We start from the raw sequence: 21,180 nt of genomic DNA, 5'->3' as shown, positions 1-21,180 counted from the left end.
CGCTAACAACATGACTTTTAAGGTTATCCAGAACGAAAGCCAAGTCAATAGCACTCGGCAGCGCGATAATTTTTTCATTTCCTTTGCCCTCCGCTTCGTAAATCTCGATCATATTGACACAGAGTGCCGCGAGGTTATAATCATGGCAGAACTTCAGCGAGTAATGAATGTATCATGGATCAAATGTTCGTCTGTTTTGTATCTCAGGAGAATCTTTCAATGAAGATCAGCAGGAGGTGGCATAATGACATATGTTTTGCTTGTGTTGACCCTTGTTTCTACTACGCCGGATAGTAGTATTGATATCCCCCGGATGAGTAGTAGCTACTCCCGTAAGGTGCTGGTCAGTACACTGGTCGGTGCTGCATGCATTGGCGGCATAGCGATTTTTCATGTTAGAGCGAATGATGCATATGCTGAATACCAGTCGAGCGAAAGCATGAGCTCAGCCATTGAATCGTGGGATAAAGTACAGCGGTACGACAACATCAGGAATGCTTTTGGTGTTGGTGCTGTAGTTTTCATCGCGCGTGCGATATACTATCAGATCAAAAGATCGAAGCTGTATCAATCATCGCATTTATTGCCGATGCTTGACTTGCGGTACGCTGGTAATTCGAAGATGGTGGTTGGTATAAAGAGGGACCTGTAGGAGGAATGATGCGTGCAAAACTAATATTGGCACTACTCTTACTTGCGATCGGCTGCCGTGAGCGGATGAATCCCTACGATCCCGGTGGCGATGATTTTATGACGCCGCCGCCGATATATTCCTCCAGACCTGTCCTCGGTTGGTATAATAATAGTGGTTATCTGATCGGTGTAAGAATGCAGGTTGACTTTGTCGAACCTTTTGAGCGATCTTTTGAAATAATGAATGTTTTGTACCGAGGCACGGAAGAGCTGGCGCGCGACAGTATTCAGGTTGGCAGTGGTATGGATTCGTATGTCGTTGACCTGATAGGTGATACTGTTATGGATACCGGGGAATATATCGTAATATACTACTGGGATGAATTCTCGATCGGGAGTTGTCTATTCTATATTGAATTCAGAGACGGGTTTCATCTCATTCGTAATGTCTCTGAGTACGATACCCTGCGTCAGGGATATTGACCGGTTATTCAGAGATCGGAGACCAGTCCGGTGCGTTGGCCGTAATACCGTTCGTCAGTTTACGCAGTCGCGAACCGTCCCAGTTCATCGTATACAATTCATACCGGCCGGTTCGGTTGGATGTGAAGACGATGTGAAGACCGTCCGGGGACCACCCCGGTTCTTCGCTATTGCCCAGATACGTTAGCCGAAACGGGCTGAAGTCCGTTGGGTCGGTAACGTAGATTTGTTGAGAATTATCCTTTTCCCTGGAAACATAGGCGATAATATCACCGCGCGGCGACCAGGCCGGCGATGTGTTATAATTACCATGATACGTGAGACGCCGGACATTGCCTCCGTGGGTGTCCATTACATAGACCTGAGGGTTGCCAGAACGGTCGGACACGAAGGCGATCTCCCGGCTGTTCGGTGAAAAAGTGGGTGAAGTGTCGATCGCCGAGTTGTTCGTCAGGCGGTTCATTTTTCTTGTGTTGAGGTCGAGCAGATACAATTCCGCATTGCCGTCTTTTGATAAACTCATGCATATCTTCGTACCATCGGGGGACCAGCAGGGAGCAAAATTCAGCCCCTTGAAAGAAGACAGGGAAGTCATTTTTTTCTCTGTGAAATCATAGATATAGATCTTCAAACGGTCTTCGGTGTAGGTTGAAAAAAGCATGCGCTTGCCATCTGAAGCCCATGAAGGGAAAAGGTTGATGTTGCCGTTACTCGTGACATGCGTGAAATTGAACCCGTCGTAATCGATCAGACCGATCTCCTTGCCGGCAGTTGTCTTGTATGAAAAGAGAACCCTTGTTCTGCAAATACCTTTCTCTCCGGTCAAGATGTTGATCACATCGTCGGCTATGCGGTGGGCTGTTTGTCTCCCATCGGTTTCGACCTCATATGTCCGCTCTCCAATTTTCTCACGGGAATCAAAATCCTCGAGCCGAACATTGATTTTGTCTTTTTCGGACGCGGCCTTCAGTATTACTCCCTCGGCGTTTTCTGCCAGAAATGTAGTATCGGTGAAGATGTCGAAGTACAGTGAATATTCGAGGTCTTTCTTGAGAACGTCCTCGACGACTGTTACCTGCCGCGCGGTTTCGTCGCGTGACGGCGATTCCTTTGATGTGAATGGTTCGACGACAAGATTGATCTTGCCGCCGCCGTGGTCGGTCAATCGAAGATAAACGTCCTGCGCAAGTGCCACTTCGGCGACAAGCAGTACTGAGAGGAGTAAATTTTTCACTTTGCGGTCAGAAATTCCAGATGTACTTTCAGGTAGTCATCTGCAAATTCATCGGGCAGGGGTGGCAGCGATTTCGTGACGACAACGGCGCGCATGGCCGTTTCGTTGTATATGTCATTGCCGGAATCTTCTTCTATACGAATGCTGTATATGTTGCCGTTCTTATCGACCTCAAAGTACACTATGCTCTTCAAGATGACATCCTGGTCGCGGAACGGGTTATGCCAGTTCTTGCTTATCTTGTTGAGCAGGATATTCAGGTAATATGAATAGGTAAAGCCCCGTCCGCTCCCAGTATAGATCTTCGGTTTTATGTCTGGCAATCCTTTTTTGACCACTTCCTTGGCTTTTTCTTCGACAGGCTTCTTAGCAGGTTGGGGTTTTTTCTCTTCTTCCTTTGGCGGCGCTTTCTCTTCCTGCTTCTCTTCTTGTATAACTTCTTCCTTTTCCTCTGGAACCTCTTCGGGAGCGATTACTTTCGGCTGGGGTAGAGGGGCAAGACTGACTTTATAGACTTCGAGTTGGGGTATCGGCCTAAAATGGGCACGGCCCGAAATAAAGATCGCCGCGAAGATCAGAATGTGAAGCACGACGGACAAAATGTGGAAGCGGTTCATCCCTGCGGTATTTCGGCAACAAGTCCTAGTTCTTTGACGCCCGCCTTGCGCAGTCTGCCAACTATTTCGACGACGAAGCCGTAGTCGACTTCTTTGTCGGCGCGCAGGTAGATGATGATGCCGGGCGGTTTGCTGTTCAGTATCTGGTGGATCTTCCCTTCGAAGTTGTCTACTTGCACTCGCTCGTTATCGACGAATATTTCGAGCGCTTTGTTGATCGAAACCGTGACTCCTTCTTCATCGTGAGGCAGGGAAGCATCGGTGCGGGGCAGATTGACGTCGATCCCCGGGGTCATCATTGGCGCGGTGATGATGAAGATTACAAGCAGCGTGATACTGACGTCGGCAAGGGAGGTGATGTTGATCTCGGAAATCAATCCCTTGTTGTTCATTGTGAAAGTGTTAGCAGTTCTTTGCGCAGGTTGGCGTAGATTTCGTTGATGAATTTCTCGAGGTCACTGCTGTAACTGTTGACCCGGCTTCTGAACATATTGTAGAAGATGAGCGCCGGAATTGCCACGAGGAGCCCGTATACAGTTGTGATCAGCGCGTCGGAAATGCCAGGCGCGACAATGGTGATGTGCGCCGAGCCCCGGGCGCGGATCTCCAGAAAGGCTTCCATGATACCCCAAACTGTGCCCAGGAGGCCTAGGAACGGGCTGACGCTGACAAAGGTGCTCAGGGTCGGAAGGGATGTTTCTAGCTGCGCGGTCTCTCCGATCTTTGTCCTTTCCATGGCCATTTGAACGTTGTCGGCGAGTTCATTAATAAAGCCACGTTCCTTTTTATGCTCTTGCTGATTCATCAGACGCGCGCTTACCTGTACTTTCAGTTTTTTGTATTCTTCAAGCCCGCTGGCAAGGACTCTTCCGTATGGATTGTCGGTCAGTTGGAAACCGAAGTTTCCCCATTCTTTTGTGTTTTTGTGAAAATTGTAATTGGACATGAACCTCTTCGTGCGCCGCTTCACGCCTCCGAATTCGAACATTTTCTTGAGGAATATGCCCCATGACCAGACAGAGAAAATCAAGAGAATGATCATTATGATCTGGGCGGCGATGCTGGATTCTAAGAAGATCCTGAATATGTTCATGGTTGTTGTAGTTTGCTCCTTGCGAGAGCTGCCTCGGGTGAGTTGGGGAAGTTCTTGATCACCTGGTTATAATAGAAGCGGGCTGTCTTCAGGTCCTTCCCTTCCTCATATATGATACCCATTCGGTAGAACGCGGTCGGCACGCGCCCGCTTTTCGGATATTTGTTGACCAGTTCCTGGAACGTGTTTACCGCTTTCTGGAGTTGGCCCAAAGCAGCATGCGACTCGCCGATCCAGTACAGCGCGTTATCCACAAGCGGACCATCCTGCGCTGCTTGCTGGTATGCCAGGAATCCGTCGATCGCTTCCTGATAGTTTCCTTTGATATAATGCTTGTAGGCGGATTCGTAAAGCGTGCGGATCTCCGGGCTCACCTGCGCAATGGCGTCGGAATCAGCGACCGCTCGCTGGGTTGGCCCAATCTTGCTGGATAACTGGCTTATCTGTGTTTCCGACTCACCCAGCCGTGAATTCAGCATGTCGAATTTCTGACTCAGCTCGTTCGTCTTCACGAAGAGGTCGGTGCGCAGCTGTGCGATTTCATCTCCCTGTACGGCAATGAGGCTGTCTATTTTTCGCGTGTAGTATCGCAGGCTGTCGAGTTGCCAGCCATAATTGCGGAACCGTTGGCTGCTTAAGCAGCTCGTGCTGGTGAGGATTACCAGCACGAGCATGGGCAATATGTAAGCGACTCTTAATATTCTTTTACGCATTTTTTGAGATTGTAGTGAATGTCCGCTAATTTCTTCTGAATTCACATCTTCGGTTCTGTTCGAGAACCGTGGGATCGAGCGGTTTTTCTTCACCGTAGCTGACCGTAGACATGCGTCCGGGATCGATGCCAAGCATTACCAGATATTCGAACGCTGCCTTTGCGCGTCTCTCACCCAGGGCGAGGTTGTATTCGGCGGTGCCGATTTCACAGCAATGCCCTTCGATGGTTATGTTCGCCTCGGGATAGAGATCCATCATTTGAGCGTTTTGCTTCAATGCCCCTGCGGCATCAACCCGGATATCCGATTTGTCAAAGTCGAAGAAAATACGCTGCATCTCGAATGGCGGTCGAGCCGGTTCCTCGATGATTATTTCCTCGGGAATTTCTTCCACGATCACTTCCTCGGTAGGCTGTACTACTTGTTTCTTTGGGCACCCTAAGAGCATCAACAAAGCCAGCAATATAGGCAAACCCAGTTTTACGTAACGCATAAAACCTCCTGTATTTATTGCGTAATTATAGTTATTATATTTATACTGTCAAGGATGACCGAAAACAGAACCCCTCAGATCGTTGCTTTCGTTAGTCCCGTCAATATCGACAATTTCGCTATTATCGTTAATCCCGCTATTTTCGTTAGTATCGCTGAAACAACGATAATAGATAGTCGCCACTTGATATTCCATAGTTTCACTCCCCAAACAGAACGGGGATATTATCTCTCTGCGTTTGAAACCTACGGCCAGCAGGATCTGAATTCTGATGCCGCATTGAGTTCTTCGGAGAGTTCGTATCGAAATGCGAATTTCACACGGGTGGCGTTAATGGATTCAACGGAAGTAACGGAAGTAACGATAATAACGATCTAAACGAGCCTTTGATGTACAAAAGTGTAAAAAGTGTATGCCTGTCGCCGTATGTTGAATGGATCTAACGAAAATAACGAAACTAACGGTGTTAGCGAGCCAAACGAGTTTTCTGTGTTAGAACGATCCCATTATCTTTGCCGACAGTAAATGGGTTGTTTGCCCGTGGATAAGCACGTTCGCTTCATAATCTAACTGCATATACAGGAATTCGATCATGTTAAGGTATACACTGCACCCGGGTAGAATTGAATTGCTGAGTCCGCTCGCGAATCGATATTGTCTCCTTGCGCCGATGCTCAAGTTGACATATGACCTGCGGCCGAACCTCCAGAGCGTTTCCATTCTTACGGTGGATTCTGAATCTTCGGCTTGAGCGGTTTGATAATCATCCTTATCTATTCTGTGATTGGCACTGAATTTTGTCCTCAATTGCGCGGTCCAGGATCTTATCCATTCGAGGTAGGTGTTCGTGGTGATCTGCACAGGATAGAACCGGTTTTCTGCACGGTTAAAGACAACCGTTACAAATCCGATTCGCGCCTGTTCATATTCTGCCCTTATTTCGTCGGCATATCCACGGCGAAGGACGGGCGTGTCGTAGCGCGCGGTACCGCTGCGGTTTAAAGTTCGCTTGAGTTGCAGATTGAGATTGGATAGCGGCTTGAAATATATCTTTGCGTAGGCATTACTCAGATCAGAAAGCGTGGCAATGTCATTCTCGACCGGTCCGACCAGGAACAGCGGCAGCTTGCGGCTGAGCGGAACATTGCCCAGATACTCTTCAAAATTCTGGCCGGTACCCAGTGTGAAATTGATAATGCTCAGAGGTGAATACCAGCTGCCCGGCGCGATGTTGAGGTCGTTATACATATAACTCCGCACCGACATGTCCTTGGACGCCGGCAGGAAGAAGGTTTCCTTCTTTTGTTGATAATTGCCAGTGTAGTACAGCCCGGGTATCACGTCGATATTCAGGGCGAGACGGATCTCATTTTCATCCTTTTCCCGATATTCTTCTGCGTAACGGTCTACGCCGTGCACATAGATGTCCACCCTTACCGGAAAACTCAGTGCGATGTTGGTGTTAACGGTGTATCCGAGTATTTCTTTCTGGCTGTCGTCACTGAAATGGAGGAGATCATTATAGATCGACGAAGTCAGACGAACCTTGTTCTCGGCCATCTGGAAGTTGTAATTCGCGTTGCATTGAAGACGGACCTTTTCATAATCCGGCAGTTTATTCCGGGCAGCGAGTAAAAATCCGTTCGGCAGACTCGGATTCAAATACTCTATCCTTCCGGAAATGAATTCGGTTTCGTTTGAATTGTCGAGTGAATCTGTGAGCCATTCTTTTTTCACGCTGGTGTTGAAACGTACATAGTTGACCGGTTCTATACCGAGCGAAACCGCGCCGCTGTGTTCCATATTCCCGTAGCGCTTTTCGCTCAATCCGAACGATTCGAATCCTTCCGAGAAACCGCGATAGTTTGCATTCAGCGTCAGCGCCTGGTAGTTGGCGACCAGCAGATAGTCCTGGGCATATTCCTTATCTTCATTGACTGCAACCTGGGGCACGACAGCGATCGAATTTTTTGCCGAACCGTTCTGGTACTTGCCGGAAAGGTGAAATATTTCCTCTTCATCGATCGCACTGTAACCCGGCGCGATGTTGATATTATCGCCGATCTTGATGTTCGGCTGCACCGAGTAGAACGGATCAGAACGTGTTCTTTCCACGGCCACATATTGTATCTCGACCTCGCTGAAATCAGAAACCACGTCGTCGCTAAGGAAAAGGACTGTACCTGAAGTGTAGTCAATGCTGTAATGATAATTCCTTGTCACCTGCTCGCCGTCCACAAAAACCTTTTCGCTACCTATCATTACCGGCTGTCTGCTTAGTGAATAGAAGACCGACTGGGTCAGGAACCTGTAATCAATTGTATACACGTTCAGCTGCTGGTCGTAGACCTCGTCCGGGAACGGCCGTTCCTGCGGGAACATCAGATAGCCGAGCCGGTAACTGATGAACTCCGCGTCGACCAGGCCGTCGCCGTTGTTATCGATCCCGAATTCGCTAAGAGGATGCGCTGCACCCAGGGTATCGAATATACTGAGTTCCAGAGAACCCGGTACTATGTCCGGCCCGAGCGCGTATACATTCAAGAGCACGTTGTCACGTATCAGATCGGATTGTATGATGATCTCCTGTCCGTCAGCCTTGAGGACGACCACAAAATCATCACCTACCGGACGGAGGAGCTGCAGGATACCGTTCTCGTAATCAATGAAGTAATCGAAGCCATTAATTAGAGGGTCAAAATCACCGGTGATGCCCGCGATAGTGTATCCTGCTCTGGTGGCGATCGAGTTCGTTTCCTGCAGGCGGTCATCCACGAATATCGTGTCCGTCCCGTTGCGTGTTACGGTATTTCCCTGGGGTATTCTATAGAACGTGTTCCTGGAATAATGAATATCCTGTATGGTGGTATCGCGTTCGAACGAGCGTCCGTAGAAAAAATCATTTTGATGACTGGATCTCAGCTGTCCTCCCTGTACCATCAGGCTGTGCGCACTGTGGCGTAATCTTGCATTTGCTCCGAATGTTGAGAATTCGGGTACCAGATTGAATTCGTAGTACTCGGATTCGATGAAGCCTCCGTTTGCGCGGTAGAGAAAATCGGTTTCGAGGCCACGGTAACCGAAACCATACAGTGTATCTTCCTTGTCTGTATCATCATAATAAATAGATATCATGCGGTTGCTCGCATGCTGGCCGATCAGGCGCAGATTTATCGTCGAGTAGTCATTCCATTCCAGGCTGTCCCTGATGGTTCCAAAAACCGAGTAGTATGCCCTGCCCTGCAGCCGTACATCAATGTCATCGATCGCGTTTAGATGCAACCCGGCTTCGTCATAGCTCAGAATTTTTGCACTGATGCCCTCAACCGGGATCAACTCTTCGATCTGCCAGATACCGGTACTCTTATCATAATATTGTATGCTGCGTGGACCGATCGCGAAGAGGTAACCGGGTGCTTCGTAAACATCGGCTATCGTATCATTGAACATGCCGTTGGTGCGGTTATGCACGACCTGCGTTTTCTCGACCAGGTCATACAGCAGCAATCCCTGGTCTGTGGCGAATGAAATTTTATTCGATGTCTTCGGGCTGATGGATATGCCGTTTATATTGCCAAGTCCTTCTACTTCGATCAGTGTTCCCCAGCTGTTGGTGGTCGGGTTATATAGAAGAACCCGTTTATCGCTGACCACGAAAAGAGAATCATCAAGAGTTGCGTAATCGTCCACTCTCATTGAAGCATACTCTGTCCATGCTTCCGTGCTTTTCTCATATGCTACGAAATTTTCCTCGGCCAGGAACCAGATTCTCGATTTGGTGTCGATGATGTAGTAATATTCATGTTTGGGTGCCGCATACATTTCTTCGATCCTCTCGAATTCACGATTGTACCTGAGAATGGCGTGCGCTGTGGCGATCCACAGAAAATTCTTGTCAAAGAGTATATCCTCGGCCGGTGTGTCATCGATGCCCTCCCAGATTTCCGCATACTTATCGAATCTTTTCAATCCGAAATCACCCGTGACCCAGGCGTAACTCTCGTCGAAGGATAGGCCTTTCACGGTGCCGGGCATTTCATATGTGATCCAGTCATTCAGCCGGATGTCAGCCGAAGCCAGTCCTTTTCCTGTTGCGACCCAGAGAATCCCCTGATCGAGACCAACAATATGGACTTCGTTGTCAGGCAGACCATGGGCTGTCGTGATGCTCTTCCATGTCCTTGAACTCCGGTCAAAATTGTAGATACCAAGCGGAGTCGTCGTAAGGATGTATTCCGATGCGTATCGGCTTTCAATGCCGTCAAGTATTATGGGATTGTTTGCGATCTGCTTTTGTGAAAAACCGAGGAGAAATAAGAGGACGGGTATCAATTGTCGATGATGAAGCCGGACGGTAAGTCTTCTTCCTTCTCCTCACACGCGCGCAGTCTGATTTTTTCCTCCGTGATGTAGGAGCCGCGCCGCATGCGCTCTTCGCCAATGGAGTAGACCTCGATAGCGGCACGTCCTTCGATCGGGCAGCGCGCCTCGCAAAGTCCGCATCCCGTACAAATCTGTTCGTCTATGAAAGGCCTGAGCAGTGTCGTATTGCGGACCGTTTCGCTGAGCGAACTGATGGCAGCATAGGGGCAGGCTTCGTCACAGATCAGGCAAACCCGGTCCTGCTCCCAGGCAATGCACCGCGCACGGTCGATGACCGCCGTTCCCATCTTGGCATAGGTTTTCTCTTCCGGCGAGAGGTTTCTGATCGCCGAGGTGGGGCATATTTGCCCGCACATATTACAGTTCTTTTCACATCCGCCGATCCGGGCAGCGAGTCTTGGTGTCCAGAGCCCGTTCACACCTGCTTCCAGTATACACGGCTGCAGGCCGTTCGTCGGACATACCTTCATGCACTTGCCGCAGTGTATGCATGTGTCGAGGAAATCGGGTTCCGGGATCGATCCTGGAGGACGGATCAGCCGTCCCGAGAGTCTTCTATGCAACAGCGAGTTGGCGAGCGGAGCGACGATAATGCTGGCGCCCAGGGCGCCGATCAATTGTCGACGGCTAAGGTCGAGATACGAGGGTGCTAGTGAAATCTTGTACTCCAAAACATTCTGCGGACATTCATACAAGCATCTGAGGCAGTCTATGCATTCACCGGAATCAACTTTCATCTTCTCGATGGAAATGGCATCCGTCGGGCAGACCTTTTCGCATATTCCGCACTCTGTGCAGCCTTCGGCAAACGAAAACTTGAAGACCGCGGACTTTGATAATAGAGCAAGCAAGCCGCCCAGCGGACAGGCATTGCGGCACCAGAATCTCCGGTTGATAAAATTCAGACCGAGAATTAAAGAGAACAGCGCCACAGCGATCGCTGATTCAGTGTAGAAGGTTCTTACTCCGATATTAAAAATGCTGGAGATGTACATGGCCGCTGGATAGAAAACCAGTGTCAATGTTCTTTCGAAGATCGCGAGAGGATCGAGGAAGTGGAGGAATGAAATCCCGAGTCCTGCGGCAATCAACAAAAAGATCAAGGTGAGATATTTGCCGTTCCGCAATAACGGTTCTGTTTTTTTCCGCTTTTTGACGAAAACATCGAAAATATCAATCGTCGTGCCGAGCGGGCATACAAATCCGCAGAAGAAACGGCCGAAAAATATTGTCGCCGCGACGATCAGCAAAGACAAAATGGCCGCGGTAATGAACGTGCGGTATGCGATGCTGACGACTAAGAGAATTAAAGGGTCGAACTTAAAGAAGAGATTTTGAAAAGTTACTGGTACGCTGTAGCGGGTTTGAATGAAAGCGGCGATGAACAAGCCAAGAAAGAGTATCTGAATTGTCCACCGGATTATCCGTGCTCTCTTTATCCGCAGTTTCACCTGCCTCTGGGTTCTGTCCTCGCCGGTTAGACTTTGGCTTGCTTGATCTGCATGTTCGCGGTATCGATTTCACCGAGCCCAAGATCGGCAGCAGCCCGAATATGCTTTACCTGTTTTCCGGTCCAGGATTTCTTGTACCACTGGGCAAGTCCGACGGTGTAAGAATCAACCGCGACTGGGTCGATGCCCGCAACTACCTTATTGAGAACGACCGTTTTGCCCGGTCCGCCTGGTCCGCCGGTTGTAAGGGCGCGTGTTGCGTCGACCACGGTGAGGTCAGGCTTGATCACGGTGCCCAGTTCGGCAATTGCCCGGTCAATGTTCACACGGTGGAGATAACCACGGTCCCATATCAGCCCCATTAGGCCTTTCAGGCCAAGACTCACGCCGGTCGCTGAGTGCGACTTTGCCGTCGGCATGTTGACGAGCAGATTGGCATTCTGTATTGCCTTGGCAACCTGGATCTTGTTCAGTTCCTTGCCATTTGGAACGTCAACTTCTGCATACTGGCGTTCTTGCTGTAGGGTCACGAGGCTGACCTTCTTATCGATGATCGCCTCTTCGATGCGGCTGCGTTCCACGCAGAGCGTTGCCTCGTGGATCGTGTGGTCGAGAACGATGATCCTTGATGCGCCGGCATCCAGGCACAGCTGGACCATCTGTTTTACTATATCCGGGTCAGTGGTTGCTCCGCAGTCGATGTTCGAGGCAAAAGAAAGGTTGGGCTTTATGCAGACGACATCACCCGGTTTCATGAATTTGTCGATCCCGCCAACGAGATCTACCGCCGCCTTGACCAGCTTTGAGTTATCGCCTTCGGCAACACCGATGACCGGCATGTTTTTCTTCTCGGCATGGATCAGTGATTTTGGCAGCAGGGTGACGAGCGCCGCGCCGGCACCGATCTTGATGAATTCCCTGCGCGTGATCTTGTCCATGCTAATCCTCCGGATCGCCGGTCGTCCTTTTGATTGCATCTGAGACGTTGAGGGCGAACAGTTTGGCGAAGTTGAGCGCCTCTGGTGATCCATCGTCTATGGTGATTTCAATGTGGAATCTTTTTTCCCAGAATTCAATTTTGTGATACAGGATGGTTGATTCAATTCGCGCCTCAATGCCCGCGTGCCCGGTTTCGGTCCAGGGTACTTCGACGCCGGTTTCAATGCGGCTGTCATGATACACAGCGTATGCATTGAGGGTGTCGCCCATGTCAAAAGCACGGAGCAGAAGGCTGCGTTGACTGCCCAGAACGTCACCCACGAATTCCTGGAATGCACATTTAACAAAACCATTATCGAGGTAGACAACGCCTTCGCCGTTGATCAGGGCGTAAAGTTGTGTCTCGTTCTCCGCGACCTCCATGGCGCCGTCTCTTGTCCAGCCACTGATCTCGTCATTCTGTGGTATTAAATCCACGACGTCGATCATGGTGGGACCTTCTTCTTGCGTGCATAAGAGCAAAAGTGATAATGAAATAAGTAAAGGCATAAATTTCTTCATGTTACCTCCTAATTGAAGATAGTAACTTTTTTGAGGGAACTGCCGCTGTTGTTATAGATCCTGATGAAATAGTTCCCGGCGGCGATTTTTTTCTTCATTATATAATCGATCCGATGATCGCCCGAAGGCAGGTTACCGGCGAAGATCCTGTCAGTGACACGGCCGGCAGGGTCGATCAAGTCGATATGCACTGGTGCTGCTGTAGCCGCAGAGAACTTTATCGTCGTTCTCCCGCGGAAAGGATTGGGTGTAATTTTTACCGTACCGTTGAACGGCGTATGTTCTTTCAGTTCTTGTGTGCCGGAAGGATTGTTGATCTCGATGAGGTTGACGTCGGTCGTGCCGAGATTATACGGGTATGATTCTGCAGTTAGAATATGAGGAGCGGAAATCGTGGGCCACTGTTGGCTGCTTCTTATCTCATTTATCAGGATCTGTCCCTGCCAGTCGCAAGCTACTGTATCAAAACTCATTAGCATTTTGTTGGGAATAAAGTTGGGAGGGCCATTTGGCCCCCAGTAGATTTTGGCGTAAAGGCCGTCTATGATGAATATCTTCTGGATATTATTGGGAACAATAACATCGCGTATTTGCTGATTGAGTGCCGCGATATCGGGATCGCAGGTGTAGGACACGCCGTTATGTAATGACCCGGGATTATTGACCGAGCCGTAATGATTCTTCATGGTCAGGGTCACTTGTGCGCCGTTATGGTCTTTCAGGACCGCGGCATTGATCAGATAATCGGTCATGTCAGTCAGTATGCGGCTGGCGTAACTGGTCACGCCGTCAACGTTGAAGGGCATTGAATAATTGTAGCCGAGCCCTGAATGGTTCGTGCCGAAACAACGTGCCGTATTCGGGTCGCTGCCGTCATAAATTGTGTAACCGCCCTCGGTAAGGTCATAGTTCGTGCAGTCCCAAATTATTACGTTATTTCTCTTGAAGAACTGGCTTCCGAACTGCATCTTGATGAGGCCGTTGATAATGCAGTTTACGAACTCAGGATGGGTCGGCAAGTATTCATTTATAGCATTTACTTTGATGCTGATGACGCTGTTCTCGGTGATGCCCGGGAAAACCGATTTCCAGGCCTCGCCGACGTCAGTGATCCCGGTCAGTTGTTTTATCGAAGCGTCCATCATCGTTTGGACGATTGGCTCGTTGATCGTACTGCCGCTAGTAGCGTTTTCATCAAAGCACTGTATTACATCACTCGCACGCTGACCGCCTGGTGTCCTGCCGTAGATCAGATTCGGCTTCAACACCAGCCCGAGTGCGCCGACACCACAATATTTTATGAAATCTCGTCTTGTAATATCCTTCATGAAACCCCCATGGACACATATTCTAATCGGAAACCAGTGATTGTCAATAAATAAGGGCGGGTGATTCCAATACAGCATGCCTACAACATGTCGGCATTTCGACATGTATGACATACTCTAAATTTTTTACTTGAATTAATGTGCCGTTTCTACCGCTGTTGTTTGCCGTTTCTGTACTACCGGTATATTAAATATTCTTCAGTATTTTCTAAAATTCGTATTTCAAATAGACAGCCCAGTTCTGCAAATACCCGAGGTCTCCGGTATTGTACAGGTCGAGCGTGAGTTTCTTGTGCGGTTTCCAGCCGAAACCGAACGAATAGTCGTAATTGAGATCGTGGCTGATATTCTGTACCGCGACAGAATCTTCGCTCGCTTCACGGTTATGTCTGAAATCGTAGAAGAACTTTGCACCAAAGCGGAGAGTTACAGTACCGATTAAATGTTCCATGCCTAACGGCAAGGATATTGTGTTCTGTATACCGCGCAGCCCCGTTCCGGCTGCGACATTCCCGGTGCTCTGTATGAGGAAGGCGTTCTTCAATCCGATGACGAGCATGCCGGTGCGCGTGACTGGTATCGCTCTGGCAAAACCCAAGCGCCAGACCAGTGTCTTTGCTGCCAGCATGAACACGTGCTCGTCTTCGAACACAGAAGAATACAGTGAATACGGTATCGAGTCGATTTCGGTATTGGACAGAGGACTGCCGACATCAAAGTACCACGAAGAGAAATCATTGGACGCCGTCACCTTTCTACAGAATAGCCCGATACGCGCCAGCCCGAGATTGACACGCTGATTATAGAATGCGTAATCGCTAAGCTCACTCTTGTGCTCGTAAAACCCGAATCCGATCTTTATGTCCAGAGTCAGGTTTTTTCTGACGTTGAACGCGGTCTGTGTTCCTATTATGTATTCGAGATCGCGGTCTGTCGAAGTTGCATTCGTTGAATTGGTTGATTCGATTTTCGAGTAATCGAGATCATTATAGATGTTGATGACCGTCTTCTTGATCCGTGACATCCACAGGTCCTGGACCCGGTACGCCTGAAAGGTAGAAGACAGCCATCCGTACGCATCTGGCTCCAAATCGTGGCTGTAATCGAACCAGTACTCACCCATAATGCCGAGATTGTTTGTCAAAAGATTCAGTGAAATCGGCGTCGGAAATACATATATGTAAAAAGGAGGGTAAGGAAAAATCCAGTATCTGTATGAATACCCCGGCTTGTAGGATATGCCGGCAAGGGTTCTATCTAAGATCTGCGGATTCCGGTATAGATCGGTTTCGTAATCAGGAACGAGATCGGCAAGATCTGTGCCCAGCGCAATGATACGGTGGGAATACTCGATCGCTTGCATACTACAGAACAGGATGAGCGTAATAAAGATCGCTCTTTTCATGATGCCCTCCTCTGTAGGATATGGATGCCCTGTCTTCTCACTAGAACATAGATAGTTTCTTCGAATATCTCGAAGGATAGCATTTGATAATTCCAGTAATCTCCGCTGATCGTGATCTGCTCGGCGTCGAAATCGTCCATTTGTATTATACCTATACGGTTTCCTTGGTAGAGCAGATATATGAGCGAGTCTGAGGTTTTTGGACTACTATAGCTCTGGTCGATGTAGAGCATGTCTTCGTAAATCAACGTGTCATACGTGTCATGGCGGTAGCGATGAACGGCGTAGTGGTCAAAAATGATTATGTACTGTTCGGTCATTGCTGGACCGTATGCCAGATAATACACGCCGGGCAACTCACCCTCAAAGATGATCTGGGGGTTTTCCGCATTTTTTATATTCCACATCTTGGCCCGGTAGTGGTCATTGGATTCATACATGTCGAGTAATATCGTGTCTCTCAAGGTGAGAAAAGCGCCGTAACGATATATTGAATCGTTGAAGACCTCGACATAGTCAGGTAGGTTTGATATATCCAGTACACGTAATCCATCGTACGTGCTGACAAAGAGAAAATGCTCTCGGTGGACAATGTCCTGCACGTTATATCCAAGATACAGGCTATGAGTCTCAAGTGTATTGAGATTCAATATTAACAAATCGTAATATGACATCCTATAGAATACAAGGCTGTCTTGATGCTTTCTGAAAATCAAAGAAGGTGGAAGGTAGAGCAATTCAACGTTCTGCAGCGTTGGATTTGTTGGGTCCTGGAGACTGTATTCCCGCAGCAACGGACCCGGATTGTAGTTAAATGTAGTATCGTATAAGGCAAAGAGGCGTTCACCATTGGCGAAGAGCATACCATACGTCACTGAATCAACTGGCACAAAGCCAACCACTTCATATTCGTCAAAAGGTGGGTATTCATGCTTGCAGTTGATGATCACAAGAATTAAAATCAGCAATGAGATCATTGGGATGGCGGGTCTTATTTTAACGTACATAATAACCTCCTACATTATATTCACAAACTCTACTGAAATCGAGCAATAAATTATATGTTTGATCCCGTGTCTGTCAATCACCAAGTTGCATTTGATTTACCCTACCTGCAGTGTTGACATATTTTGATATGCATATTATAATGAAAAGAAAAGCGAAATGACCCGAGAGAACACACAACGACATAATGCAATTCAATCATTGAGAAAAACCATTTTCAAGATCATGCAGGATATTTTCTTTGAAGTTTTTGTCGCGAAAAAAGAAAAGGAGGTAGGATGAAATTGTCGATTGCTTTTATTGTGCTACTCGTTGCATGTTTTCTTGCCTGTGACCAGGGTCAGCAAGCCGGAGCGCCAGACATCACGGGTCCGGGCAGGCAGTTCGTCGAGATGCTCGCCAGCGGCAACTACGCCGGAGTTTTCGCGACATTCGACGGAACCATGAAGGGCGCAATGCCGGAGGATAAGATCGCCGAAGCATGGCAATCCCTGGAGCTGCAGGTCGGCCCGTTCCAAAAGATCGCCGAAGTCAACCAGAAAAAGGAGCAGGGATATGACGTTGCCTACGTGACCTGCGAATTCGAGAAAGGGAAGGTGAATGTCAAGGTCGTTTACAACACAAACAAGGAGGTTTCAGGGCTCTGGTTCGTCCCGTAGTGGAACAACCAGGTTGTTCCACTTTGATTGGGTTATGGGGTCAGGTCTTGACTATTGACAAATCTGGGTACAGCGTTGTTGAGCTAAGGTGTACTATACGGACGATTTGATGAGTGTTTCAGACATTGGGCTACTTTTGTCAATAGTCAAGACCTGACCCCACAGCTGGATGATACGTTGCCGCGCCCCAAGGCGTGAATCTCTGTTTTGCTTTTTTCCTTGACGGATAGAGAAAAATCATTATAATTGTTAATGGTAAGCGTAAATATAAAAGAAGGTCTCACATTTGATGATGTTTTATTAATCCCGCAATATTCTGAAGTCCTGCCCAACGAATGCAGTGTCGCAACTAAATTCTCCCGAAATATCAAGCTGAACGTGCCAATTGTCAGTGCGGCAATGGATACGGTAACCGAATCGGTAATGGCAATAGCCCTTGCTCAGGAAGGCGGTATCGGGGTCATTCATAAGAACATGACCATCGAGGAACAGCAGGTAGAGGTCAAGAAAGTAAAGCGCGCGGAGAGCGGTATGATCATGAACCCGATAACGGTCGATGAGGAATCGCCGATCCGTCTGGTAAAAGACCTGATGGACAAATATTCTATTTCCGGCGTCGTCGTCGTCGACAAGGGCAAAAAAATCGTGGGTATTCTGACCAACCGCGATATTATCTTCGAAAAGAACCTCGGTCGCAAAGTCAAAGAATTCATGACCCATGAGAAGCTCATCACCGCGCCCGAAGGTACGAGTCTGGAAAAGGCCCAGAAGATATTGAAGAAATACCGTATCGAAAAGTTGCCCATTGTCGATCGTGCCGGAAGACTGAAGGGTCTTATTACTGTAAAGGATATCATAAAAAAAATGGAGCATCCGAACGCGACCATCGATAAGATGGGCAGACTGCGTTGTGCCGCGGGGATTGGTACTGACCAAAGGACCGAGGAGCGTGCCGCTGCCCTGGTGGAGGCCGGGGTTGATGCGATCGTTATCGACACCGCGCATGCCCATTCCAAGTGCGTCATCGAATTGACCAGGCGTATCAAGAAGAAATTCGGCAAGGTGCAGCTGGTTGTCGGCAATATCGGCACCGCTGAAGCGGCGAGGGAGTTGGTCGGCTTGAATGTCGATGCGATAAAAGTCGGCATCGGGCCCGGATCGATATGCACGACGCGCGTCGTTGCCGGGATCGGCGTTCCCCAGATCAGCGCGATCCTCGAATGTGCCAGGGTTGCTGCCAAAAAAGGTATCCCGGTCATTGCCGACGGTGGTATCAGATATTCGGGCGACATCGTCAAGGCTCTTGCGTTCGGGTCGTCCTCGGTCATGACCGGTAATCTTTTTGCCGGAACCGAAGAGAGTCCCGGGCAGACAATATTGCTTGAGGGGCGCCGCTACAAGGAGTACCGGGCAATGGGTTCGCTGGGTGCGATGTCCCGCGGGTCGGCCGACCGCTACTTTCAGGAGGGCGCCAAGAAATTCGTGCCCGAAGGTGTCGAAGGGCGTGTGCCGTACCGGGGACTGGTAAGAGAGGTAATCTTCCAACTCGTAGGTGGTGTTAAGCAGGGCTTGGGTTATTGTGGAGCAAAGACCATCAAAGAGCTACGGGCAAAAGCTAAATTTGTGAGGATCAGCGTTGCCGGGTTGAGAGAGAGTCATCCGCATGACATTACAATAACCAAAGAATCGCCCAATTATGAAATCAAACTCATGTAGCACGCCGTTCGCGACGATCGCACCGTACTACGATAAATTGATGTCATTTGTGAACTACCCAAGCTGGGTCGCCTTTATCGAAAAAATAATCCAGATGAGCGATGTGAAAGAAAAATCCATTCTCGACCTGGCATGCGGTACCGGTGTCTGTCTCGAGCTCTGGTCCAGAAATGGCTATCGTGTTGTTGGTCTGGATAAATCCCTTGCCATGCTTGAGGTTTGTCGGGAAAAACTGGCCGGGCAGGGCAATGCCTTGCTGATCAACGGTGACATGCGGACTTTCAAACTGGCGCGGCAAGTGCCGGTGATCACGTGTCTCTATGATAGCCTGAACTATCTGTTGACCGAAGCCGAACTGCTCAGCTGCTTCCGGCGCGTGCACGACGCGTTGCGTTCCGACGGTGTTTTTGTCTTTGACATGAATACGATACATTCACTGCGCGATGAGTGGGGCAACAACAGTTTTCAACGGCGCGACGAAAGTTTGTTTTCGGTCTGGACCAATAATTACAATCCGATCCAGAACGTCTCTTCATTAAACATAACACTTCATGTACGCCGCAACGGCCAGGAGATCGTCCTCAAGGAATTCCATCAGGAGCGAGGTTATCAGCTGTTCGCGATCGAGGAATTGCTCGGTGAGGCAGGTTTCAACTTCTCCCTTTACCGGCATCTCACGTTCACACCGGCCACGGAACTTGATTTACGTATCATGGGGGTGGCGAGAAAATGATGATAGCGGATCTGCACATACATTCGCGCTATTCGCGCGCAACATCAAAGGAGATGATCATTCCGAAGATCGCCGAATACGCGAAACTTAAAGGCATCGGCATGGTCGGAACGGCAGATTTCACGCATCCGGAGTGGGTGAAAGAACTGAAAAAATATCTGAAACAACGCGACGGCGTTTATGAATATGATGGTGTGAAATTCGTATTGAACGTTGAGGTGAATAATATATATACGAGGGACGGGAAACTCCGCCGGCTGCATAATATAATCTTCGCACCTGATTTTGAGACGGTCGAAAAGATCACCACGTATGTCGGCCGGTACGGAAAACTGGCATCTGACGGCAGGCCCATATTGTCACTTGACACCTATGATATGCTCAAAGCGCTGCTCGATATATCCCCGGACATTTTTCTCGTGCCGGCACATATCTGGACGCCGTGGTTCTCGCTGTTCGGCTCGAATTCCGGCTTTGATTCGATCGATGAATGCTTCGGGGAATTGAAGGACCGGATCTTCGCAGTGGAAACCGGATTATCTTCAGACCCGTCGATGAACTGGCGTCTTTCGGTCCTTGATGACTATACCTTGATATCGAATTCGGATGCCCACTCACCGACGCGTTTGGGTCGGGAAGTGAACGTCTTCAGCAAAGAATTGAATTACTTCGAGCTTCGTGATGTGCTCAAGAACAAAGACCGCGAGATATTTCTCTACACGATCGAATTCTATCCCGAAGAGGGTAAATACCATTATGACGGCCACCGGAAGTGTGATGTGCGCCTGTCACCGCGCGAATCCCGGTTCAACAACAATCTGTGTCCGGTGTGTTCGCGCAGCCTCACGATCGGAGTTCTCCACCGCGTCGAGACCCTGGGCGATCGCGATGAAGGATTTGTTCCGGAGAATGCCGTACCATATAAGAATCTCATTCCCCTTGAAGAGATCATTGCCGAGGCAATGGGTGTTGGTCGGGATACGGTCGGCGTGAAGAACGAGTACCGCCGGCTGTGCGGTATCTTTGGCAACGAATTCGAGATACTGCTCAACGTGCCGGTCGGGGAATTGCAGAACAATGCGCAGGAACGGATCGCGCTCGGTGTCGACAAGACGCGGCGCGGTGATCTAATAATAAAACCGGGTTATGACGGTGAATTCGGCACGGTTAGAATATTCGAAGAAGAAAAGCCGACCGAATCCCAGATGAGCCTCTTCTAACCCGGGGACAGGCATACACTTTTATTAATTTTTGATAATTGACCCGCTTGCGGGACCAGATTTCCTTATTTTTCGTGTATTTCTTTAATGATAGAATCGGAAAGTCGATCTGCGAAGCAGAAAAAGTGTAAAAAGTGTATGCCTGTCCCCGGGGCTTATTTTTCTACCAAGTTCACGTACATGCCGAGACTACATACAAGCCGCAGCATGTGGTAGAACTCCAGGATATTCTTTACTGTGAACAGAACCTTTCTTCCGTCCATTCTCTTGACCCCGGGTATCAACTCCACTGCGTCGGCAACGAGCGAACTCGCGAGGTCGATTTCCGCCCGGATCGGCGATCTGAATTTAAAGGGTTTGATCTTCTTTGCCTTTTGAATTGCACGGGCGGCTTTTAATGAGATCTCTTTCTGGACATCTTGCGGATGACGGCATTGCGCCGCTGCCCTCGAGATGCCGCGCTTCGCGATCACTGTCTCAACAGATTTACCCAGGAATTTTCTGACTTCCTTGA

22 protein-coding genes are annotated in these 21,180 nt (G+C 48.9%); 8 read left to right on the top strand and 14 right to left on the bottom strand.

Going from position 1 to position 21,180, the window contains the following annotated elements:
* Window positions 1-244 precede the first annotated feature (244 nt).
* Together OEV79_07650 and OEV79_07645 are read left to right on the top strand one after the other, a co-directional pair.
* Window positions 245-652 carry a hypothetical protein gene (locus OEV79_07650; protein ID MDH4211308.1) on the top strand — a complete coding sequence of 136 codons (408 nt, stop codon included), beginning with the start codon at window positions 245-247 and terminating at the stop codon, window positions 650-652.
* A gap of 8 nt (window positions 653-660) precedes the next feature.
* Window positions 661-1,116, top strand: a complete 456-nt coding sequence (locus tag OEV79_07645) for a hypothetical protein (protein MDH4211307.1) — start codon at window positions 661-663, stop codon at window positions 1,114-1,116.
* Between the two features lie 4 nt (window positions 1,117-1,120).
* Here OEV79_07645 and OEV79_07640 read toward each other — a convergent pair whose 3' ends face one another.
* Genes OEV79_07640 through OEV79_07615 form a run of 6 tightly spaced genes read right to left on the bottom strand, consistent with a single transcriptional unit; the run spans window position 1,121 to window position 5,266 of the window.
* Complete coding sequence (locus OEV79_07640) at window positions 1,121-2,350, bottom strand: DPP IV N-terminal domain-containing protein (GenBank protein ID MDH4211306.1); 1,230 nt, start codon at window positions 2,348-2,350, stop codon at window positions 1,121-1,123.
* Window positions 2,347-2,967 (bottom strand): TonB C-terminal domain-containing protein, encoded by a 621-nt coding sequence (locus OEV79_07635; GenBank protein ID MDH4211305.1) that lies wholly within the window; start codon window positions 2,965-2,967, stop codon window positions 2,347-2,349. The genes OEV79_07640 and OEV79_07635 overlap by 4 nt, the downstream gene beginning before the upstream one ends.
* Window positions 2,964-3,359, bottom strand: a complete 396-nt coding sequence (locus OEV79_07630) for a biopolymer transporter ExbD (GenBank protein MDH4211304.1) — start codon at window positions 3,357-3,359, stop codon at window positions 2,964-2,966. Before OEV79_07630 ends, OEV79_07635 begins: the two co-directional genes overlap by 4 nt.
* Complete coding sequence (locus OEV79_07625) at window positions 3,356-4,060, bottom strand: MotA/TolQ/ExbB proton channel family protein (GenBank protein ID MDH4211303.1); 705 nt, start codon at window positions 4,058-4,060, stop codon at window positions 3,356-3,358. Before OEV79_07625 ends, OEV79_07630 begins: the two co-directional genes overlap by 4 nt.
* Window positions 4,057-4,773 carry a tol-pal system protein YbgF gene (gene ybgF, locus OEV79_07620; protein ID MDH4211302.1) on the bottom strand — a complete coding sequence of 239 codons (717 nt, stop codon included), beginning with the start codon at window positions 4,771-4,773 and terminating at the stop codon, window positions 4,057-4,059. Before ybgF ends, OEV79_07625 begins: the two co-directional genes overlap by 4 nt.
* A gap of 25 nt (window positions 4,774-4,798) precedes the next feature.
* A complete protein-coding gene (locus OEV79_07615; protein ID MDH4211301.1) occupies window positions 4,799-5,266 on the bottom strand; it encodes an OmpA family protein in 468 nt (155 codons plus the stop codon).
* Between the two features lie 54 nt (window positions 5,267-5,320).
* On the opposite strand from OEV79_07615, the gene OEV79_07610 reads away from it, so the two are divergent.
* Window positions 5,321-5,644 (top strand): hypothetical protein, encoded by a 324-nt coding sequence (locus OEV79_07610; protein ID MDH4211300.1) that lies wholly within the window; start codon window positions 5,321-5,323, stop codon window positions 5,642-5,644.
* 114 nt (window positions 5,645-5,758) lie between these two features.
* On the opposite strand, the gene OEV79_07605 is transcribed toward OEV79_07610, so the two are convergent.
* From OEV79_07605 to OEV79_07575, 7 genes are all read right to left on the bottom strand, one after another.
* Entirely contained in the window at window positions 5,759-9,598 is a 3,840-nt protein-coding gene (locus tag OEV79_07605) for a hypothetical protein (GenBank protein ID MDH4211299.1), read from the bottom strand.
* Window positions 9,595-11,100 (bottom strand): 4Fe-4S binding protein, encoded by a 1,506-nt coding sequence (locus OEV79_07600; protein ID MDH4211298.1) that lies wholly within the window; start codon window positions 11,098-11,100, stop codon window positions 9,595-9,597. Before OEV79_07600 ends, OEV79_07605 begins: the two co-directional genes overlap by 4 nt.
* 26 nt (window positions 11,101-11,126) lie before the next feature.
* Window positions 11,127-12,038 carry a DUF362 domain-containing protein gene (locus OEV79_07595; GenBank protein MDH4211297.1) on the bottom strand — a complete coding sequence of 304 codons (912 nt, stop codon included), beginning with the start codon at window positions 12,036-12,038 and terminating at the stop codon, window positions 11,127-11,129.
* A 1-nt stretch (window position 12,039) separates the two neighbouring features.
* A complete protein-coding gene (locus OEV79_07590; protein MDH4211296.1) occupies window positions 12,040-12,600 on the bottom strand; it encodes a hypothetical protein in 561 nt (186 codons plus the stop codon).
* 8 nt (window positions 12,601-12,608) lie between these two features.
* Window positions 12,609-13,928, bottom strand: coding sequence for a DUF362 domain-containing protein (locus OEV79_07585; GenBank protein MDH4211295.1), 1,320 nt, complete (start codon window positions 13,926-13,928; stop codon window positions 12,609-12,611).
* Between the two features lie 208 nt (window positions 13,929-14,136).
* Window positions 14,137-15,333, bottom strand: coding sequence for a hypothetical protein (locus OEV79_07580; GenBank protein MDH4211294.1), 1,197 nt, complete (start codon window positions 15,331-15,333; stop codon window positions 14,137-14,139).
* On the bottom strand, window positions 15,330-16,340 hold the full coding sequence (locus OEV79_07575; GenBank protein ID MDH4211293.1) for a hypothetical protein: 1,011 nt from the start codon (window positions 16,338-16,340) through the stop codon (window positions 15,330-15,332). The genes OEV79_07580 and OEV79_07575 overlap by 4 nt, the downstream gene beginning before the upstream one ends.
* 157 nt (window positions 16,341-16,497) lie before the next feature.
* Between OEV79_07575 and OEV79_07570 the strand changes: the two genes are divergently transcribed.
* The 5 genes from OEV79_07570 (at window position 16,498) to OEV79_07550 (ending at window position 20,666) form a co-directional block, all read left to right on the top strand.
* Window positions 16,498-16,620, top strand: a complete 123-nt coding sequence (locus OEV79_07570; GenBank protein ID MDH4211292.1) for a hypothetical protein — start codon at window positions 16,498-16,500, stop codon at window positions 16,618-16,620.
* A complete protein-coding gene (locus OEV79_07565) occupies window positions 16,617-16,997 on the top strand; it encodes a DUF3887 domain-containing protein (protein MDH4211291.1) in 381 nt (126 codons plus the stop codon). Before OEV79_07570 ends, OEV79_07565 begins: the two co-directional genes overlap by 4 nt.
* Window positions 16,998-17,249: 252 nt before the next feature.
* On the top strand, window positions 17,250-18,713 hold the full coding sequence (gene guaB / locus OEV79_07560) for an IMP dehydrogenase (GenBank protein ID MDH4211290.1): 1,464 nt from the start codon (window positions 17,250-17,252) through the stop codon (window positions 18,711-18,713).
* On the top strand, window positions 18,694-19,446 hold the full coding sequence (locus OEV79_07555) for a class I SAM-dependent methyltransferase (protein ID MDH4211289.1): 753 nt from the start codon (window positions 18,694-18,696) through the stop codon (window positions 19,444-19,446). Before guaB ends, OEV79_07555 begins: the two co-directional genes overlap by 20 nt.
* On the top strand, window positions 19,443-20,666 hold the full coding sequence (locus tag OEV79_07550) for an endonuclease Q family protein (GenBank protein MDH4211288.1): 1,224 nt from the start codon (window positions 19,443-19,445) through the stop codon (window positions 20,664-20,666). Before OEV79_07555 ends, OEV79_07550 begins: the two co-directional genes overlap by 4 nt.
* A gap of 155 nt (window positions 20,667-20,821) precedes the next feature.
* On the opposite strand, the gene OEV79_07545 is transcribed toward OEV79_07550, so the two are convergent.
* The coding region (locus OEV79_07545; GenBank protein ID MDH4211287.1) for a M55 family metallopeptidase at window positions 20,822-21,180 on the bottom strand (359 nt) is incomplete at its 5' end.

The sequence above is a fragment of the candidate division WOR-3 bacterium genome (genome assembly GCA_029858255.1).
Taxonomy (GTDB): domain Bacteria; phylum Hydrothermota; class Tepidihabitantia; order SM23-42; family SM23-42; genus SM23-42.
This window is presented reverse-complemented; position numbering and strand designations above follow the sequence as displayed.

Coding starts and splice junctions, on each gene's coding strand:
- OEV79_07625 (MDH4211303.1), bottom strand. CDS start 4,060: ATGAACATATTCAGGATCTTCTTAGAATCCAGCATCGCCGCCCAGATC.
- OEV79_07585 (MDH4211295.1), bottom strand. CDS start 13,928: ATGAAGGATATTACAAGACGAGATTTCATAAAATATTGTGGTGTCGGC.
- OEV79_07575 (MDH4211293.1), bottom strand. CDS start 16,340: ATGTACGTTAAAATAAGACCCGCCATCCCAATGATCTCATTGCTGATT.
- OEV79_07650 (MDH4211308.1), top strand. CDS start 245: ATGACATATGTTTTGCTTGTGTTGACCCTTGTTTCTACTACGCCGGAT.
- OEV79_07615 (MDH4211301.1), bottom strand. CDS start 5,266: ATGCGTTACGTAAAACTGGGTTTGCCTATATTGCTGGCTTTGTTGATG.
- OEV79_07580 (MDH4211294.1), bottom strand. CDS start 15,333: ATGAAAAGAGCGATCTTTATTACGCTCATCCTGTTCTGTAGTATGCAA.
- ybgF (MDH4211302.1), bottom strand. CDS start 4,773: ATGCGTAAAAGAATATTAAGAGTCGCTTACATATTGCCCATGCTCGTG.
- guaB (MDH4211290.1), top strand. CDS start 17,250: ATGGTAAGCGTAAATATAAAAGAAGGTCTCACATTTGATGATGTTTTA.
- OEV79_07550 (MDH4211288.1), top strand. CDS start 19,443: ATGATGATAGCGGATCTGCACATACATTCGCGCTATTCGCGCGCAACA.
- OEV79_07555 (MDH4211289.1), top strand. CDS start 18,694: ATGAAATCAAACTCATGTAGCACGCCGTTCGCGACGATCGCACCGTAC.
- OEV79_07595 (MDH4211297.1), bottom strand. CDS start 12,038: ATGGACAAGATCACGCGCAGGGAATTCATCAAGATCGGTGCCGGCGCG.
- OEV79_07645 (MDH4211307.1), top strand. CDS start 661: ATGCGTGCAAAACTAATATTGGCACTACTCTTACTTGCGATCGGCTGC.
- OEV79_07610 (MDH4211300.1), top strand. CDS start 5,321: ATGACCGAAAACAGAACCCCTCAGATCGTTGCTTTCGTTAGTCCCGTC.
- OEV79_07570 (MDH4211292.1), top strand. CDS start 16,498: ATGACCCGAGAGAACACACAACGACATAATGCAATTCAATCATTGAGA.
- OEV79_07630 (MDH4211304.1), bottom strand. CDS start 3,359: ATGAACAACAAGGGATTGATTTCCGAGATCAACATCACCTCCCTTGCC.
- OEV79_07635 (MDH4211305.1), bottom strand. CDS start 2,967: ATGAACCGCTTCCACATTTTGTCCGTCGTGCTTCACATTCTGATCTTC.
- OEV79_07590 (MDH4211296.1), bottom strand. CDS start 12,600: ATGAAGAAATTTATGCCTTTACTTATTTCATTATCACTTTTGCTCTTA.
- OEV79_07565 (MDH4211291.1), top strand. CDS start 16,617: ATGAAATTGTCGATTGCTTTTATTGTGCTACTCGTTGCATGTTTTCTT.